12 protein-coding genes are annotated in these 18,541 nt (G+C 46.0%); 7 read left to right on the top strand and 5 right to left on the bottom strand.

The window, feature by feature from the left end; all coding sequences use genetic code 11:
- Positions 1–10 precede the first annotated feature (10 nt).
- Positions 11–1,186, bottom strand: coding sequence for a hybrid sensor histidine kinase/response regulator (locus tag ACFPFU_RS07525; RefSeq protein ID WP_377063089.1), 1,176 nt, complete (start codon positions 1,184–1,186; stop codon positions 11–13).
- A gap of 38 nt (positions 1,187–1,224) precedes the next feature.
- A complete protein-coding gene (locus tag ACFPFU_RS07520) occupies positions 1,225–4,671 on the bottom strand; it encodes an ATP-binding protein (RefSeq protein ID WP_377063087.1) in 3,447 nt (1,148 codons plus the stop codon).
- A gap of 129 nt (positions 4,672–4,800) precedes the next feature.
- Between ACFPFU_RS07520 and sucD the strand changes: the two genes are divergently transcribed.
- From sucD to ACFPFU_RS07490, 6 genes are all read left to right on the top strand, one after another.
- Complete coding sequence (gene sucD / locus ACFPFU_RS07515) at positions 4,801–5,682, top strand: succinate--CoA ligase subunit alpha (protein ID WP_377063085.1); 882 nt, start codon at positions 4,801–4,803, stop codon at positions 5,680–5,682.
- Between the two features lie 133 nt (positions 5,683–5,815).
- Positions 5,816–6,628, top strand: coding sequence for a glucose 1-dehydrogenase (locus ACFPFU_RS07510; RefSeq protein ID WP_377063083.1), 813 nt, complete (start codon positions 5,816–5,818; stop codon positions 6,626–6,628).
- Between the two features lie 133 nt (positions 6,629–6,761).
- Positions 6,762–8,723 (top strand): DUF1592 domain-containing protein, encoded by a 1,962-nt coding sequence (locus tag ACFPFU_RS07505; RefSeq protein WP_377063081.1) that lies wholly within the window; start codon positions 6,762–6,764, stop codon positions 8,721–8,723.
- A gap of 96 nt (positions 8,724–8,819) precedes the next feature.
- Complete coding sequence (locus ACFPFU_RS07500; protein WP_377063079.1) at positions 8,820–10,205, top strand: DUF1552 domain-containing protein; 1,386 nt, start codon at positions 8,820–8,822, stop codon at positions 10,203–10,205.
- Positions 10,206–10,273: 68 nt separating this feature from the next.
- Entirely contained in the window at positions 10,274–11,788 is a 1,515-nt protein-coding gene (locus ACFPFU_RS07495; RefSeq protein WP_377063077.1) for a c-type cytochrome domain-containing protein, read from the top strand.
- A gap of 139 nt (positions 11,789–11,927) precedes the next feature.
- A complete protein-coding gene (locus tag ACFPFU_RS07490; protein ID WP_377063075.1) occupies positions 11,928–13,388 on the top strand; it encodes a PhoPQ-activated pathogenicity-related family protein in 1,461 nt (486 codons plus the stop codon).
- 216 nt (positions 13,389–13,604) lie between these two features.
- Here ACFPFU_RS07490 and ACFPFU_RS07485 read toward each other — a convergent pair whose 3' ends face one another.
- Complete coding sequence (locus ACFPFU_RS07485) at positions 13,605–15,740, bottom strand: pyrroloquinoline quinone-dependent dehydrogenase (RefSeq protein WP_377063073.1); 2,136 nt, start codon at positions 15,738–15,740, stop codon at positions 13,605–13,607.
- Between the two features lie 178 nt (positions 15,741–15,918).
- Between ACFPFU_RS07485 and ACFPFU_RS07480 the strand changes: the two genes are divergently transcribed.
- A complete protein-coding gene (locus ACFPFU_RS07480; protein WP_377063071.1) occupies positions 15,919–16,413 on the top strand; it encodes a SixA phosphatase family protein in 495 nt (164 codons plus the stop codon).
- Here the strand turns inward: ACFPFU_RS07480 and ACFPFU_RS07475 are convergent.
- Positions 16,410–17,141 (bottom strand): SDR family NAD(P)-dependent oxidoreductase, encoded by a 732-nt coding sequence (locus tag ACFPFU_RS07475; RefSeq protein ID WP_377063069.1) that lies wholly within the window; start codon positions 17,139–17,141, stop codon positions 16,410–16,412. The two genes, ACFPFU_RS07480 and ACFPFU_RS07475, sit on opposite strands and share 4 nt — an antisense overlap.
- Positions 17,142–17,144: 3 nt before the next feature.
- Positions 17,145–18,539 carry an MATE family efflux transporter gene (locus ACFPFU_RS07470; protein WP_377063067.1) on the bottom strand — a complete coding sequence of 465 codons (1,395 nt, stop codon included), beginning with the start codon at positions 18,537–18,539 and terminating at the stop codon, positions 17,145–17,147.
- Positions 18,540–18,541 lie beyond the last annotated feature (2 nt).

Below are 18,541 nucleotides of genomic sequence, written 5' to 3'. Positions count from 1 at the left end.
ATTTTTTGTTCTATTTAGTAGGTATCTCTAGGTAAAAAGTTGTGCCTTTATTCACTTCACTGGTAAAATCTATCTTGCCGCGAATCACTTCGATACATTTTTTCACGATGGATAATCCAAGTCCGGAACCTTCCCGCAACCCGACGTTTTTACCTCTGAAAAAACGGTCGAAAAGCTGGGACTGTTCGGAAGCCGGAATGCCTATACCTTGATCTTTGATGGTAATTTTGAGCAGCTCATTTTCATGCCTGACCTTAAAAGTGACTGTTCCCTTATCTTTAGAATACTTCACCGCATTGGCCAGCAGGTTTTCCAGTATCTGATACAACAAGTCCATGTCAGAGGTAATCATTTTAGGCAACTGTTCGAAGTCAACAATGATCTTTACGTCATTTTCTATTCCTGCTCTTACCATGTCCACCACTTCGTTCAAAAATGCGGAGGTGTATATCCGGACAGGTTTGTAATTCATTTTATCGGCGTCCGCTTTACCAAAAAACAACACGCTGGTCAGCAGGCTGTTTAAATTACGTACGGAGTTTTCGATTTTTGTGGCGTGCTTGACGATCTTTACCTTGAAAGGGTGATCCTTTTCAGCGTATTGCTTTAACAGTTGGGCCGAACTTAAAATGGAAGTCAGCGGGGTTTTGAAGCCATGGGAGACATTCTGGACAATCCTGGATTTCAATTCACTTAATTCTCTTTCTTTGTCGAGCGCTTTCTGAAGTTCTTTGTTGGCTTCGTTGAGGTCTGCCGTGCGCTGTCTCACTTTTTCTTCCAGCTCGTTGTTCAGGCTTTGTAGTTCCTTTTCTTTCTTGTCTTTAAAAATAGCAAGCTCAATCACCATGTTAAGCTCTCTGATATTAAATGGCTTGATAACATAGGCACTCGGATTGGTGACAGCCACTTTCTGCAAGGTATCCGAATCAGAGCTGGCGGTAAGATAGACTACGGGAATATTGTATTTTTCATTGATTATCTCCGTCGTGCGGATCCCGTCCAGCTTGCCGGAAAGGTTGATGTCCATCATGACAATATCCGCCCTGTTATTCTCCAGAATCTCCAGGGCCATCTCACCGGAATCCGCTATGCCTATGATTTGATGGTGATTTTTTTCCAAAGCCTTTTTGAGCAACAAGGCAGAAACAGTATCATCTTCTGTAATTAAAATCTTTAGTGAGAACATGGTAGTAAAATTAACAAAACGTTTTTGATCGGGGCAGTTTATGGGTCCAGCGGCAAGGTGATGGTTACGACGGTGCCTTTTCCTTTTTCGCTTTCTATTTTAATATGGCCGGAAAGGAGTTCTACCAGGTGTTTGGTGATGGCCAATCCAATACCAGATCCTTCGAATTTCCTGTCATAACCTTTACTTTCTTGTTCAAATGGATGAAACAACCGTTGAAGGTGTGCTTCACTGATCCCTATTCCTTCATCCTTTACCTGAAAAAACAGTGACTTCTCTTTCTTTTCAGTAACGATATGAATCATTCCTTTGTCAGTGTATTTGATGGCATTGCCTACGATGTTATTGATGATGATTTCCAGGTACTTTCTGTCCACTTTTGCGACAAATGAATTGTTAAGGAACCTGACAGATACCAAGATACCTTTTTTTATGGCCAATGATCTATGGTGGATCAATATTTTAGAAATAAAATCCTTGATATTGGTGTCCTCATAGACCACGTTCATTCGGTTGGATTCAATTCTGGACAGGTCCAATATATTGTTCATGGTCTGCAGCAATCTTTCACCACTTTCTTTAATGATCTCCAACTGCTCTATAAGTTCCCTGTCACCTGCCCTGGACTGTATCATGTTTTCGGTGCTTCCTAAAATCCCGTTAAGCGGTGTTCTGACTTCATGGCCCATATTAGAAAGGATGCTGCTTTTCAATTTGCTGACCTCCTCGGCTTTCTCCTTGGCATATTTGAGTCCCTGTTCGTAAGCCTTTTTGCTGGAAACATCTCTGAATACATTCAGAAAAAAAGGTTTGCCCTCATAATCTGCCTCCATCAGGCTGACGATAAGCTCAATTTCCTTTTTCCCTGTTTTAAAAGGCACCGTCAATTCGCCTGTAAAACCATTTTTCTCCGAGGATTCAAGCGTGTCTTGAAGGACCTTTTCCCTGACGCTTTCATAAAACTTGGGATCAGAAAAAAGATAAGACAGGCCTTTCTCTTTTAAATCCTCCTCCTTTACATTGCCCATTCGGCACAAAGCGGGGTTGGCCGCAATAACCTTCCCACCAAGTACCGAAAGCATCAAGCCGTCCTGTGAACTGTCCCATACATTCCGGAATTGGTCCTCCCTGTGTCTGATTTCGGATGTCTTTTCATCAAGAGTGGTTTTTAGAATATCCTGGTTTTTGAACTGGAGAAAAAGCATATTGATGATCATCCCCACCGCAATAAAAAAAATAATCACGATCACGATAAACCACAGTTGCAAATAAAACGGTTTGGCGATAAAAAACTCCGGGGAATAAGCGACGTCTGACTCAAACTGGCCACTGTAACTGGCTTTTAGTGCCAGACGGTATTTTCCCGGGGGCAAATTATTAAAGTACAATTGGTTGTTTCTCGGGTTTTCGATCTGGTTCCAGTCGTTATGAAAACCTTCCAAACGATACTCCACTACCAACTGGGGCAATGAAGAGAAACTGACGGCGCTATAGGTTATTGCAATGCTGTTCAGCGCATAAGGAATGGTGAGGTTATGATTTACATAATATTCATCCACAGAATTAACGGTCAGCTTGTCTACATTTACGAGTGGAGCGATGGGCCTGGCATAATCCTCTTCCGGTATGTATACAGAAACACCGTTTTGAGTTCCTATTATTACCCTACCGCTTCCTCCAGATACCAAAGCCCCCCTGCTCACGTCATTTCCGATCAAACCGTTGTTTTCATTAAAGTTTCTGATCCTCTTTTCCTTGACCAGAATCACACCCGCATCGGTACCAAACCACAAACCTCCCGTGCCATCTTCCAATATGGCATAAATAGGTTGGTTAATAGAATTTGCTTCAAAGATCACGGGTTGCAGTTCATCATTTTCCAAGTAAAACAAGCCATCATCAGTCCCTACATACAGCGTGTCATTTTTCTCCAAATAGCTATACCCTTCTATCTTGATGGTATTTTCCGTGGTTTCAACCGTGCTATCGGGATCATTATTGCCGTTGTCCAACACCAACCATTTGCCATTTTGCAGTTTGGCGATTTTTCGGATAAAACCGGCATTCATACCCTGGGATAAAATATGCTTATCCAACCCTACAATGGGTCTAACTCCGGGCCGGGGAATCGGCCCGCTATATATCTTATCACCTGCCACTACCCAAAGACTGTCCGCTTCCGTATACACATAGCTTACCGGAATGTCTTCAGGCAATTCCTCAAGAAAATATTGGTTTGTCCTGGTGTTCAAGAAGCCAATCCCGGATTGATATGCGGAAAACCACAGGTTGCCGTTCTTGTCTTCCGCAAAGTTGAGTACCCGGTTTAACTTGTTTTTATCCGTACCCTCGGCATTGAACGGAATATTTTTTGCAGGACTGATACCATCCCATAACTGAATCCCTCCATTGTATCCCGCGACATATTTGTTCCTGTTATAGTTATATATCGCCGAAATATCGGATTCAACAAGTCCGGCCTGTTCATCGAAATTCTGAAACCGCAAACTGGGCAAAACGGCTAATCCACGGTAGGTGCCTATCCACTTGGTGTCTTCCCGGTCCACCATTGCCGCATTGATGTGATGGACCCGCAAATCCTGATAAGCAGGGATTTCGAAGCCTCTTCGGGTCACGGCATTATACTTATACAATGGGGAATTGTAAAAAAAGTAAACCTGTTCATTTCGAACCCAAATGTCACAATAGTCTTTTCCACTATAAACGGGAACAGAAAAATCTGTGTAAAACAGTTTTTCCATATCAAAAATGTCTTCCCCTGTATATACACTGCCCTTGGTCAGAAAATAGTATTTTCCCTGATCCTCAGCGTAAACTGCCTTTACAATGGTTTCCCCCAAGTCAGTAACTGGATGCTCCCGAAAGGTAAACCCGTTCGCATCGAAAGAATAGACCCCGGTATCAAAAAAAAACAAAAAGGGTTCTCCTTCTTTTTTGAAAAAAGAATGAAAGCTGCCGAGTTCTTCGGTCGGGTGAAGTTCAGGGTCTTTGTCCTGGGAATATTTTACCGCGGTATTGTTTAATATGAGATAAATATCTTTTTCCTGGCCTTCGCCCAAGGTAAAAAAAGAAATCGATTTAAAATTATCCTTGTTTAAATTATCCGGCAGGTTCAAATCCATCATTTGCCAGGATTGAAAGTCGTAATGATACACCACAGGATCCCCGACTGTATGATAAAGCCAGACCAGCCCATCTTCATCTATCCATACTTTCTGTGGTCCGGAAAGGGCATTCTGTATCGTATCGGGCAAAACATAATCCATGATACCATCGGAATATCTGGTACCTTTACTGGTTGTTATCCAAACAAAGCCCTTATTATCCTGACCCATGGAATATATTTCTTCCGAAACCTGTCCAAAACCCCTGATTTGCTTGTTCAACTTAAATGTCTGCCCCAGGGCAACGACGCCGAAAAGTTGGATGAAAAAGAACATGCAAAATAATATCCGGGTCATCATATCTTGTTCTAATCCTTAAAAATATAAAAAGATAGCAATACTCTGAATTTAAAATGATATTGTTTAACAAATCTTTTTGTGATCGACCTTAATCTTCTATTTTTGTAGCAAATCTATAAAAAGAGATCTATGAGTGTTTTGGTAAATAAAAATTCTAAAGTAATCGTGCAGGGGTTTACCGGTAATGAGGGTTCATTCCATGCCCAGCAAATGATTGAATACGGAACTAATATAGTAGGGGGTGTGACTCCCGGAAAAGGCGGAAGCACACATCTTGGCAAGCCTGTTTTCAATACGGTCGAAGACGCGGTAAAAACCACCGGAGCCGACACTACCATCATATTCGTTCCTCCGGCTTTCGCAGCGGATGCCATATTTGAAGCGGCGGATGGCGGCATCAAAGTGATCATCACGATTACGGAAGGAATTCCTGTCAAAGACATGATGAAAGCCAAACCTTATGTCAAGAAGAAAGGAGCCACGCTTATCGGTCCCAACTGTCCCGGCGTGATTACCCCCGGAGAAGCCAAAGTCGGCATTATGCCCGGATTCGTGTTCAAACCTGGAAGGGTCGGCGTGGTGTCAAAGTCAGGAACACTTACTTACGAAGCCGCGGACCAGATTTCCAAAGCAGGACTGGGCGTATCCACCGCCATAGGTATCGGCGGTGATCCCATCATCGGCACTTCTACCAAAGAGGCCGTACAACTCCTGATGGAAGATCCCGAAACAGATGCCATCGTCATGATCGGAGAAATCGGCGGTAATTATGAAGCCGAGGCTGCAAAATGGATCAAAGAAAACGGTAACAAAAAACCGGTGGTTGGGTTTATAGCCGGCCAGACAGCCCCTCCGGGCAGAAGGATGGGCCATGCCGGTGCCATCATCGGAGGAAAAGACGATACCGCCAGTGCCAAGATGAGGATCATGAAGGAAAACGGCATCTATGTGGCCGAATCCCCTGCTGAAATCGGTGAAGTGATGGCAAAGGCATTGGGAGTGGATGCATGAATAACAAAAACTAAAATCCATCCGGATCAAAATTAACTTTCAGTAATGTATAATATAGATAAAGAGGTGGTATCCATGGCGGTACCACTTCTTTATTTTTTAAAACTGGTATGTTTTTGGTGGGTGATCCTCCATGGAAAACCAAAAAAACAAACCATTACGCAACCAGACGGCCATCGTCACAGGCGCCAGTTCGGGAATCGGGCAGGCTATAGCTATAGCGCTGGGAAAAGCCGGGGCGAATGTTGCGGTAAATTACCATGGGGATGAAGTCGGAGCCGATAAGACCAAAGAAGAGATCCAAAATCACGGATCAAAAGCCATCACCATCAAAGGGGACGTCTCCGAGAAAGAAGAAGTAGAGCAACTTTTTTTGAAAACCACGGACGAATTAGGAAACATCCACATCCTTATCAATAACGCCGGAATCCAGCAGGATGAGCCATTCAAGGATATGAAAGCCGAGTCGTGGGACCAGGTGATCCGCACCAACCTTTATGGCGCCTTCTACTGTGCCCAGCAGGCAGCCCGGATATTCATAAAACAGGGCATGGATAATACCCTTTCAAAAGCGAAGGGAAAAATCATTTTCATCAGCTCAGTACATGATACCATCCCCTGGGCAGGCCGGGTAAACTATGCTGCCAGCAAAGGCGGACTCCTTACCTTGATGCAGTCTCTTGCCCAAGAATTGGCTCCGGAAAAAATCAGGGTGAACAACATATCCCCCGGCGCCATCAAAACTCCCATCAATGAAGACGACTGGAAAGATGAAAACAGAAAAAAGGCCCTTCTGGCAAAAATACCTTATGGCAGGATAGGTGAACCGGAAGACGTTGCCAAAGCCGTCGTCTGGCTTGCTTCCGATGACGCGGACTATATCACGGGAACCACCTTGTATGTGGACGGTGGCATGACGCTATACCCTTCTTTTTTAGAGGAATAAGCTTCCTCCCGGTCCTCTGCTTCCTTCTACTGCGATCAAATTCCATTTATCAAAATTCTATTTGAATTCCAGAATAATTTATATTAATTTCATTCTTGAAAATATTCTATACCCAAAATAAACTAAGCGAATAATGCTAAGGAAGCTTATTGGTCTTTTACTCGCCATTACGTGTACGCAACCTGCCTTAGCCCAGGAAACCTTGGACTATGTGAAAGACATTGTTCCTGTGCTCCGCAAACATTGCTATACCTGTCATAATGTGGGCAATCCAAAAGGAGGGGTTAACCTGGAGAGGTATGAGGAGGAAGGCAGGATCATCAAAGACGGTCAGCTATGGCTCAAAGTGGTAGACCAGATCAAAAACAAGGAAATGCCCCCCGATACCAAACCTCCCCTTAACGAGGAAGATTATCATACCTTGGCCGAAGGGATCAATGGCATCCTGGTGAAGTCTTTGGAAAAAAAGACACCCGGGAAAGTGGTCATCCGGAGACTGAGCCACACGGAATATCATTACACCATCCTTGACCTTACAGGCGTATCCTTTGACTCCAAAAACAGGTTTCCCTCCGAAGGTTCCGGTGGCGCGGGCTTTGACAACCAAGGCGGATCATTGTTCTTCACCCCCCTCAAAATGGAGCGGTATTTTGATGCAGCGGAAGAAATCGTAGACAAGCTGTACAACGACCGGGGCAAGTGGCGGGAAGCAGTCCCCATCCGATACCGGATGAATATTTGGCAGAGGTTTGTGAATTGGTTAATGCCTCATTTCAGCAGCACTTTCAAGCCTTTAAACCCACCGGAGAAAGCCGCGGAGAAGGTGATTTTTCCTTTTGCCAGCAAAGCCTACCGAAGATTGATAAAAGCCGGGGAAAAGGAAAAGCTCATCGGTCTTTTCCAAACCATATATGCAGACAACAGCTCAGCGCCCAACCCGGAACGGTTTGACACCAGCGTGGCTGAAGTGTTCAAAGCCATACTGATATCCCCTTCATTTTTGTACAAAATGGAAGAGGAGCCCGAAGTGACTGACCCTGTAAAAATAGAAGATTTTGAACTGGCCACCAGGCTTTCCTATTTCCTCTGGTCCAGTATGCCGGATGATGAACTTTTCCAACTGGCCGTGGAGGGAAAGCTTCAGGATGACGGCGTGTTGGAGGCCCAGGTACGACGCATGTTGGACGATCCCAAATCTTTGAGATTTGCGGAGTCCTTTGTCAGCCAGTGGCTGGGGATAAACAAACTTAAAGACCCTAATGCCCCCTTGGCTGATTTAGCGAAGTTCCCCATGTTTACGGAAGCCATCAGGGAGGCCATGTATAAAGAAACCACCGCCTATTTCTACCATGTGCTTACGGAAAGCAAAAACTTCCTTGATCTGATCAACAGCGATTACTCTTTCCTAAATAAAGATCTGGCCAGCTACTATGGTATCAGCGGCGTGGAAGGCCAAGATTTTCAGAAGGTAAATATCACCGATGGTACCAGAGGCGGGTTGTTGGGCATGGGCAGTGTATTGGCCGTTACCTCTCTGCCTACCCGTACCAGTCCTGTTTTAAGAGGTAAATGGGTACTGGAAGAGATCTTGGGGACTTCACCTCCGCCACCTCCGCCGGATGTGGCAGAACTGCCGGAAGATGATGAGCTCCACGAAGATTTGGGATTAAGGGCCCTGCTTGAGAGACACCGGTCAGACCCTGCGTGCCAATCCTGTCATGAAAAGATGGACCCTTTAGGTCTTGGACTGGAAAATTTCGACGCGATAGGCCGATGGCGGGAGGATTACGGCAATATCCCGATTGATCCGACCGGCGTACTGGCTACAGGAGAAAAATTTGATGGTCCGGCCGATCTGAAACTCCTTCTTATGGAGGAAAAGGAGAAGTTTGCCAGGAACCTCTCTTTAAAATTCCTGTCTTTTGCGGTAGGCAGAGGAACAACCTTTTCCGATGAGACGGCAGTAAGGGAGTTGACGGAAAACCTGATCGCCAGCAATTTTGAACCGGATGCCTTTATTACTGAGTTGGTTAAAAGCTATCCTTTCAGAATGAAAATCCGTGATTTCCAAAAAAGGGTCAATGAAATAGAATAACAGCTGGCAATCAAAAAAACATTTGATAATGTCACAAACATGATTATATTGCTTAAAGACTGAAATGGCTTCAATTAATCCCAAAATATCGCCGAAATGAAAAAGAAATGGCAAATATCCCGGAGAAAAATGCTTAAAGGCGTGGGAGCTGCCATTGCTCTCCCGGTTCTGGAAGCAATGGCCTCACCCTTAAACCTGAAAACATTTGGTGACACCGGCTTTCCTGTACGGTCAGTGTTCATGTTTATGCCGAACGGTGTCCACCCTGACAGATGGACTCCACAGGGATTGGGCAGAAACTTTGAAATCTCGCCCACATTGGAGCCATTGAAACATTTGAAGGATGATATTTTGGTATTGGGCCAGTTGATGAACAGGCATTCCATATTCCAGGGAGCCGATGGCCACTACGCAAAAACGGCCAACCTGCTTACCTGCATGCAAATCCAAAAAACCGCCGGGGACAATATCAACAGCGGAGGCATTTCGGTAGATCAGATCATCGCCGATCATTTCAAAAATGATACGCTGTTCCCCTCTTTGGAATACGGCCTCGACAGAATCGCTACAGGCGTGGACATCAATGTGGGCTTTACCAGGCTGTACGCCAGCAGTATCTCCTGGAAAAACGCCACCACTCCCCTTTCCAAGGAAATCGATCCAAGGCTGGCTTTTGACCGCTTGTTTAAACCGTTTGTACCGGGGAACGACACACAGGAAAACCCACACAAAAAGAGCATATTGGACGCGGTGATGGATGATGCCAAGTCCCTTAAAAATAACCTGGGTCGTTCTGATCAGGACAAACTGGAAGAATACTTAGAGTCCATCCGATCTATAGAAAAGCGGATCAACAACCAGGCGAACATCAAGGACTTTTCCAGTAAAATCACCCCGGACATCAAGAAAGAATTGATCCGTGTCAACCAAAGCATCGACGAGTATGTGGAAGTGTATGCAGGAGTGGATGTAACAGAAAAAACCAGGTTGATGTTTGATATCATGGCATTGGCCCTGTGGAGTGACGCCAGCCGGGTGATTACTTTCATGTACGGCAATTCCGTGAGCAATAGAAATTTCTCTTTTTTGGATGGGGTTAGCGGCGCTCATCATTCCATTTCCCATCACATGAACCATCCCAAAAAGATGGACGAATATGACCGCATCACCAAGTGGCATATCGAACAATACGGCTATCTCCTAGACAAATTAAAGTCCATCAAAGAAGGCGACCGCACTTTGCTGGACAATTCTATGGTCATGTTTGCTTCAGGCCTTCGGGACGGCAATCGCCATTCTCCAAGGGACCTTCCGATAGTAGTCGGCGGTCATGGCGGAGGCAAGATCAAATCAGGCCAAAACCTGATATTTGAAGAAAACACACCCTTGGCCAACCTGTACACCTCTTGGCTCCAAACTGTGGGCATAGAACAGGAGAAATTTGCAGACAGCACACGGGCACTTACTGAAATCATGGCCTGACCGATTTCTGATTTTTCATTTATTCATTTCATTACCCCATTGACTTTCATCAATGGCATAATACAAGTATGGAAATTATCAAGGAAGCAAATACAAATACAGCAACGGCACTTCATTCAAATCTGAAAAAAGCAGGGATCATAGTCCCTTTGATATTCCTCATGGTTTATGCTTCCATTCCGTTTTTGCCTTCAGAATTTGAAGCCGAAATACCCGTCTTGGAACTTATAGGACGTTTTCATCCGCTGGTCCTTCATTTCCCTATCGTACTCATCATTATATTCACCCTGTTTGCATTACTGGGAAGTATACTTCCCCCCTTCAGACACTCCTTGATATTCCAGGTCTTGTTGGGAATGGCCTGTTTGACGACATTCATCGCCATAGTGGCAGGATATCTTTTATATGCTACTGAAGAATATTCCGGGCAGCTTGTGAAAAACCACCTCGTCGGTGGACTTCTGACAGGCACGGGAATTTCGATAACCACCGCGGCTTACTATTATTGGGAAATGGTCTCGGAAAAGGCCGGTTTGTTTTTTTGGACAGCCTTGCTTTTTACCAATGGCGCTCTGGGATACACCAGTCACCTGGGTGGATCATTGACCCACGGACAGGATTATTTGACCCAGCCGCTGGCTTCCATGTTCCCCGGCAGCACTTCGGTTGAAATCAGGCCTGTGGAGGAAATGCTGCTCTATGAAGACGTCGTGACCACCATTATTGACTCCAAATGTGCAAGCTGTCACAATGAAAACAAAACCAAAGGGGATCTGCTTTTGATCTCGCATGACCATATATTAAAGGCCGGTGAAAGCGGCAATCCCGCAGTTGTCCCCGGCGACCTGGAAAAAAGCGAGTTGATGGCCAGGATTTTACTCCCTGAATCTGATGAGGACAGGATGCCGCCGGAGGGAAAGCCGGGGCTGACCAAGGATGAGATTGACCTTCTTGCCTACTGGATTGAAAGTGGTGCCCCGCAGGAACTACGGCTCTCGGACATCGAAGACATCGAATTCAAAAACAGTATCGACAAGTTACTGCCCGCCATCAGGAAGACCCAACGAAGATTGGCCCTGGAAAAAGAGGCATTTGAAGAGATGAAGGTCGAGTTAAAAGAAATCGGCACGAAGATAAATGTTCAGATCGTACCGGACGAGGAAGCGGATGGTTATTATTTTGGAATGAAAATGAAGTTCCCTCCCAGTCCCATTTCAAGCAAGGAATTGTTGGAAATAGCTCCTTATTCCTCTTATTTTTCCCGAATATCCCTTGCATCCACCAACATCTCCGATGACGAGCTGTATCACCTGGGGCAAATGGAAAATCTGAAACGGTTGGTTTTGCAAAAAACAGCCATCGATGGTTCCGGTCTCCCCTACCTGCAGCAGTTGCCCAACCTCGAAGAACTCAACCTTTCTTTCACTCCGCTGAAAGACGGGCATGCTTTACATCTCCTTAACTTCCCCCACCTTAAAAAAGTATATCTTTTCGGAACCCCGGTAAAAAAAGACATCATCACGGCCATTCAACAACATAAGCCTCACTTACAGGTCATTCTGGAAGAAGGCCCTTATTACTGAATTAAATAGTCCATACAGGAAGTTTTCAGTAGTTAATAGAGTTTGTCTACAAAATGACCGCATCACCGAGGACAGGGATATTTTCCTGCGCGCCATACGCTTTTATTGAAAAAATATGAATGGTTAAACCGATCCATCTATGAGAATGATATTTTTGCGTTGCCTGAAACTGTCTTTATGGGCTGTCCTTTCCCTGACTATTTTCCCCCATTGCCAGCAGGAAACTTCTGGGGGAAAAGCCGGATCTTTGGCAAGCGACAATCCGCTTGAAACCTACGTCTCTACGAGAGATCCGGTTTTTGATTACCAATTGGTTCACCAACACGACGGAAAAGGTTATCGATATTTTGTTCTCAGGGTTACCTCCCAAAATTGGTTAACTGAAAATGAGGTAGATGAGACCACTTGGTGGCATTGGGTATCCTTTGTCCTCCCTGACAAACTTTCCCACACCACTTCATTGATGATGATCTCGGGAGGAAGCAGGAATTCCGGTCTCCCCGAATCCCCGGATAAAATGCTCGTGGAAGCTGCATTGAAAACCCGGTCGCCGGCCATAAAAGTCCACAACATACCCTTTCAACCCCTTACTTTCAAAGGGGATACAGTATCCGGAAGAACGGAGGATGGGTTGATCGCCTACGGCTGGCGTAAATTCATGGAAAATGGGGCCAGAGACGAGGATGCCGTCTGGCTGGCACGTCTTCCCATGACCAAGGCCGTGATGTCTGCCATGGATGCCGTAACGGATTACACGAAAGAGGAATTGGGGCTGAACCTTGAAGCCTATGTGGTGGCGGGTGGCTCAAAGAGGGGCTGGACCACATGGACCACCGCCGCCATGGACCCCCGTGTGGTGGGCATGGCGCCTATTGTTATAGATCTGCTCAATATTGTTCCTTCCTTCAAACACCATTGGCAGGCGTATGGGTTTTGGGCTCCCGCGGTGAAGGATTACGAACACGAAGGCATATTTGACTGGATGGATACTCAGGAATACCAACGTCTGCTCGAAATCGTTGAGCCCTACAGTTATCTGGATCACTATACCGATATGCCCAAGTTGCTTATCAATGCTTCGGGGGATCAGTTTTTCCTGCCCGATAGCTGGAAGTTTTACTGGGATGACCTCAAGGGAGAAAAGCATCTCGCTTATATTCCCAATACAGGCCATTCGCTGGACGGCTCTGATGCCATGCAGGTTTTATTGGGTTTCTACAATAGGATTTTGAATAATGAAAAAAGACCTGAATACAGTTGGGAAATAAAGGAAAACCGTATCGAAATAAAGGTCGATCCCGAAAACCCTCCCGTCGGCATAAAACTCTGGGAGGCCCACAATGAATCAGCGAGGGATTTTAGAATCGATGTTTTAGGGCCAGGCTGGACATCCGTGGACATTCCCATCTCGGCCAACGGTAATAGCTACTCCATTCCTATCACCACGCCGGAGACAGGATGGAAAGGGCATTTTGTAGAACTTACCTACGGCGGAGGTTCGCCGATGAAGGTGACTACGGGCATAAAGGTATTGCCGGAAACTTACGATTATGAGCCTTTCCAGCCCAAATCACCTAAAGGAACATTACTGGAGAAATAGATCCATCAAAAGGAGTAGATCATAATGGTCATCCTTGTAGACGACATGGTAACCGCATCAACGACAAGTTGACTATGCAATGTTCTCAGAAAACGGATCAATCGCTGCATGCTGATGGGAAAACCATTGTGCCGGAGTTGGTTTTATTTATCTCAATCTTGACAGCAACCTGTCTTAACTGATTGGTAGGAAATCTTGGCAAAAGCTCTCCCTCTATTATTCCTTCAAGGTAAATGCCACATAATAATCTCCCGAAGGAGTGCCCATTTTACCTCCTCCTGCCGCTATTACCACGTATTGTTTGCCATTGACGGCATAGACTGATGGTGTAGCATAACCTCCCGCGGGCAGTTTATGCTTCCATAGTTCTTTCCCTGTTTTTTTATCAAATGCCCTGAAGTATTCATCCTGGGATGCGCCTATAAAAACCAATCCGCCGTCTGTCACCACCGGCCCCCCATAATTTTCCGTGCCGGTCTGCGGAATCCCTCTCTTCGTCAATTCCTCAAATTCCCCCAAAGGCACAGACCACACGATTTTCCCCTTGCTCAGGTCAATGGCATTTAAGGTCCCCCAGGGAGGTTTGACTGCCGGATAGCCTTCTTGATCAAAAAACCGGTTATAACCGGTGATGGTGTAGGGCACCGCACCCCTGTTGGATTCCAGCCCCATTTCATGGGCATCTGCCGGTTCATCGCTGTTCCTGATATAACCGACTATGGCATGGCGGGTTTGCTCATTCAAATGCTGAAAACCAGGCATTCTCCCTTTTCCTTTTTGGATGGTTTCCATGACCTCTTTTTCTGAAAATCTGTCCAATACGCCGACAAGTGGGGGATAGGCCCCGGAAGGATCTCCTTTTAAATCCGGGCCGTGGCACATCGCACAATGGGTGATATAGGCTGACTTTCCGGGTGCAGCGTCTTTGCCCATCTCCTCCATAATCGGCACCATGGTGAGTATCCAAGCCATCTCATTGGCATTCACATACAGGTAACCACTGGTGGCATCAAACGCCGCACCTCCCCATTCGCCCCCGCCATCAAATCCGGGGTAAATCACCGTGCCTTCTGTACTGGGCGGCATAAACATATGCCCGTATTTCAGGCCCTGGATTTTTTCCTTTACATAGGCATGGGCCTCCGGGGAAATGTCGGTAATCACCTCCTCGGTAAAAACCTGCCTGGAAAAAGGAGGAGGACTGGTGGGCAAAGGCTGCGTGGGCCATGTCCGCTCACCATACAGGTCGGACTCGGGGATTTCCAGTTCTTCAATGGGGAACAAGGGGTCCCCTGTATCCCGGTCAAACAAAAAAACCCTCCCGGTTTTTGTTATCTGGGCCACCGCATCAATGGTTTTACCGTTTCTTTGAACAGTCACCAGGTTGGGCGGTGCAGGCAAGTCCCTGTCCCACAGATCATGCCTTACGGTTTGATAGTGCCATATCCGCTCACCTGTTTCCGCATTCAAAGCAATCACCGAATTGGCAAAAAGGTTCTCTCCCAGCCGGTTTCCTCCCCAAAAGTCAAATGAAGCCGATCCCGTGGGAACAAAAACCATACCCCGCCCCTCATCCAGGCTCATGCCCGCCCAGCTGTTGGCTCCTCCCGAACGGAGATAAGCATCCTCCGGCCAGGTCTCATGGCCATATTCCCCCGGTTTTGGAATGGTATGAAATATCCAATCCACCTTCCCGGATCTTACGTTAAACGCTCTAATGTAGCCCGGAGCGGCATCATTGTTTTCGGAAACCCTCGTCCCTATAATGATCTTGTCTTTATAAATGATCCCGGGTGTTGAGGATATCACATGCAGGTCCTGTGCCCAGTCCCCTAGCCCTTCCTTTAAGGAAACTGACCCGTTTTGGCCAAATGTATCCACCAACTCACCGGTTTCGGCATCAAGGGCAAAAAGGTAAGGACCCGCTGAATACAATATCCGCTTATCGCCATTCTCCTCCCAGAAAGTGACCCCACGGTTCACACTCACTCCGATTTCAAAGAACGCGTGTGGATCAAACTCCCATATTTTTTTGCCTGTGGCCGCATTCAAAGCAAATGTCTTCAAAGTAGGTGTGGAACCGTACAATACACCATTGACTACAAGCGGGTTACATTGTATCTGGGTTCCTTTCTTTCCGGTAAGGTCTCCAGACCGGAATATCCAGGCCACCTCCAGGTTGCTGACATTTTCTGTATTGATTTGGGATAAAGAGGAATATTGAGCGCTGCTTTTAGCGCCTAAATATACGGGCCAATCATCGCCGGTTTTGTAAACAAATGGTTCCTCATTTTTACAGGAACTCAATAGGATCATCCCAAAAAGTAGAGAGAAAACAATCGTCCGAATCATATTTTAGTTGTATGGTATCTTGGCAAATATATGGAATTTGATCTGTCTCCATGGTTTTCATATCAAAATAATAAAGGGAGTTTATATGCTTCTCATATATGCAGATTTTTTTTATATTGTGTTTATAAGTTAACCGCCGGACATGCCTCCGATGTTGAGGTTTTATAGGCCCAAGGAGATGAAAAGATTATTGATATGCAGACATGCCAAATCAGCGTGGGACAATCCGCTACTGAGTGACCAGCGTAGGCCTTTAGCAGCCCGAGGGCTCAGAGATGCCCCCAAAATGGCGAAGAGGTTAAAGAAAAAAGGAATTTTCCCGGACCATATTCTGAGTTCAAACGCTGTGAGGGCTTTTGAAACTGCCAAAATCATGGCAAAAGAGATCGGTTATGAAACCTCCCGAATCGAAACCAGCAGAGAACTATACCTTGCCTCAGCCAATGCCATTTTAAAACAAATACGGGTCATGCCGGACCATATCAATACGCTTTTTATATTTGGCCATAATCCGGGGTTTAATGATTTGATAGAAACACTGGGGGGTGATATTTTCAATCTACCTACAAGCGGCCAATTTGGATTCCGGTTTGCCGTAAATTCCTGGGCATCAATCGGTCGGGAGAATGCTGAAGAATGGTTTTTTGATTATCCCAAAAATAAAGAGGATTAGAAATTCCTTACATCCTGCAAAACCTCCCGGAAGTCCCGGTGATGCTCAATCAGATACAGCACTTTTTCGGCGATCTCATTGGGTGCGCTTAGCTCATTCTTTTCTTTAAACCCTCTGAATCGGGATAAGTTGCTAAAATTTTCTTCGGATGATGACCGGATATCCTCTTGCATAGAGGTATCAATGATCCCCGGTGAAAGGGCGTAGAGGCGGAATCCCCTATCCGCTATATCGGATTCATGCTGAGCTACTTGTGTCATCTGGTTCAGGGCAGCCTTAGAAGCACAATAGCCCGACCAGCCGTCTATCACTTTGGCCGCAGCCCCGGAGCTGATGTTGACCACCAATTTGTCTCCTTCCAATCCATCGTACCGCTGCATAAAGGCATTCATAAGAATGGCAGGTGCTGTCACATTAATTTGATAGATTGCTTGTAAGGATTCCGGGGCCAGCCTTCCATTGTGGGCAATTTCTCCTATCCATCCGGCATTGTTGATCAAGACCACCTTACGGTAATCCCCTTTGGGAAACACGGTATCCAATTCCTGGATAAGTGCGGCTGTATCGGCCAAATCAATAGAATGATGGGTATAATTGGCGTGGGATTCCATTTGCGTTCTGGATATTCCGATGATTGAGGTATGAGGCGTATCCAGTAAGACATTCAGCAAGGCCTTTCCTAATCCCTTGCTTGTTCCAGTGATGATGTATAAAGATTTTTTCTCCATAACTTATAAAAACTGTTCGGTATTTGTCAATTGATCCGCTGTCTTATCTTTATATTTTACCAGTAACTTTAAACTGAGAGAATGAAACCGGAGCAACAACATAACGGCGGTCAGGGTGAGACCGATCAAAAGTCCGATCCAAACTCCCAATGCTTCCAGATCCAGCCAGAATGCCAACACATAGCCCAAGGGCAATCCGACTACCCAATAAGCCACCATGGTGACGAAGGTGGGCACTTTGACATCTGACAATCCCCGCAATGCACCCAATCCTACCACCTGCACCCCATCCGAAAGCTGGAATAATCCCGCTATGACAAGCAAACTCGCCGCCATCTCTACCACCTCTGTATCGTTGATGTACAGTATGGGGAGGTAATTTCTCCACACAATGAATATAACGGCAAAGAACATCATGAAAGCCACTACCATGCCGAAAATCGAAAAGCCCACCTGCCTCAACATGCCAATATCCCTTCGGCCCAACTGATTACCGACCCGGACCATGGCCGCAGCAGAGAGCCCCGATGCCATCATGTAACTGATAGAAGCGAGATTGATGGCTATTTGATGGGAAGCCAGTGCATTAACCCCTATCCAACCCATCATAATGGCTGCTGCACTGAATGCCCCTACTTCAAAAACAAACTGCATTCCGGTAGGGATACCTATCCGCAACATCTTTGATATCAGAGGCCAACTTAGGTTTTTAACCTGAAAGACCGCGACATATTTGCGATAACGGGCTGATCCATTGACATACACGTAGATAGCGATCGCCATCAAAACCCTGGAGATGAGCGTGGCCCAGCCAGCTCCGTTAAGGCCCAATTCCGGAAATCCCCAGTTCCCGTAGATCAGCAGCCAGTTCAATCCTATATTCAGTAAGTTACAGACTACCGTGATGTACATGGCCTGTTTCGTCTGGGACAGACCCTCCGTAAATTGCTTGAATGTTTGGAAAAACATAAAAGGAACCAGGGAAAAGGTAATGATCAACAGATAAGGAGTCGCCAGCACCACCACCTCTCCCGGCTGGTCAAGAAAAGCCAAGCCCGGAGAGAGCAGGACAATGACCAAAAAAAGAAGGACTGAAGCGACGGCGTTGATCACAAAACCGTGGCTTAGCAATCTGCCTATTCTGTTCTTCTTCCCTTCCCCGTCTGCCGCGGCTACCATGGGGGTAATGGCCATAGATATCCCGATTCCAAACATCAGAATCAGAAAAAAGATGCTGTTGGCCAATGAGGCCGCTGCCAGCGGCTCCGCACCTAACCTGCCTACCATGATGTTGTCCGCCACACCTACCATCACCTGGCCCAGCTGGCTCAACATAACAGGGTACGCCAGCCGGAATGTAATCCCAAAATTGTTTTTGAATCCGCTTAAAAACTTCATTA

The organism is Negadavirga shengliensis, from assembly GCF_042652345.1.
Classification (GTDB): Bacteria; Bacteroidota; Bacteroidia; order Cytophagales; family Cyclobacteriaceae; genus Negadavirga; species Negadavirga shengliensis.
The sequence above is the reverse complement of the archived record's forward strand: the minus strand, read 5'-3'. Positions and strand labels throughout refer to the sequence as shown.

Bases quoted from the DNA above. Each gene is read 5' to 3' on its own strand.
- ACFPFU_RS07505 (WP_377063081.1), top strand. From the start codon at position 6,762: ATGCTAAGGAAGCTTATTGGTCTTTTACTCGCCATTACGTGTACGCAA.
- ACFPFU_RS07485 (WP_377063073.1), bottom strand. From the start codon at position 15,740: ATGATTCGGACGATTGTTTTCTCTCTACTTTTTGGGATGATCCTATTG.
- ACFPFU_RS07480 (WP_377063071.1), top strand. From the start codon at position 15,919: ATGAAAAGATTATTGATATGCAGACATGCCAAATCAGCGTGGGACAAT.
- ACFPFU_RS07500 (WP_377063079.1), top strand. From the start codon at position 8,820: ATGAAAAAGAAATGGCAAATATCCCGGAGAAAAATGCTTAAAGGCGTG.
- ACFPFU_RS07490 (WP_377063075.1), top strand. From the start codon at position 11,928: ATGAGAATGATATTTTTGCGTTGCCTGAAACTGTCTTTATGGGCTGTC.
- ACFPFU_RS07525 (WP_377063089.1), bottom strand. From the start codon at position 1,186: ATGTTCTCACTAAAGATTTTAATTACAGAAGATGATACTGTTTCTGCC.
- ACFPFU_RS07475 (WP_377063069.1), bottom strand. From the start codon at position 17,141: ATGGAGAAAAAATCTTTATACATCATCACTGGAACAAGCAAGGGATTA.
- ACFPFU_RS07510 (WP_377063083.1), top strand. From the start codon at position 5,816: ATGGAAAACCAAAAAAACAAACCATTACGCAACCAGACGGCCATCGTC.
- ACFPFU_RS07520 (WP_377063087.1), bottom strand. From the start codon at position 4,671: ATGATGACCCGGATATTATTTTGCATGTTCTTTTTCATCCAACTTTTC.
- sucD (WP_377063085.1), top strand. From the start codon at position 4,801: ATGAGTGTTTTGGTAAATAAAAATTCTAAAGTAATCGTGCAGGGGTTT.
- ACFPFU_RS07470 (WP_377063067.1), bottom strand. From the start codon at position 18,539: ATGAAGTTTTTAAGCGGATTCAAAAACAATTTTGGGATTACATTCCGG.
- ACFPFU_RS07495 (WP_377063077.1), top strand. From the start codon at position 10,274: ATGGAAATTATCAAGGAAGCAAATACAAATACAGCAACGGCACTTCAT.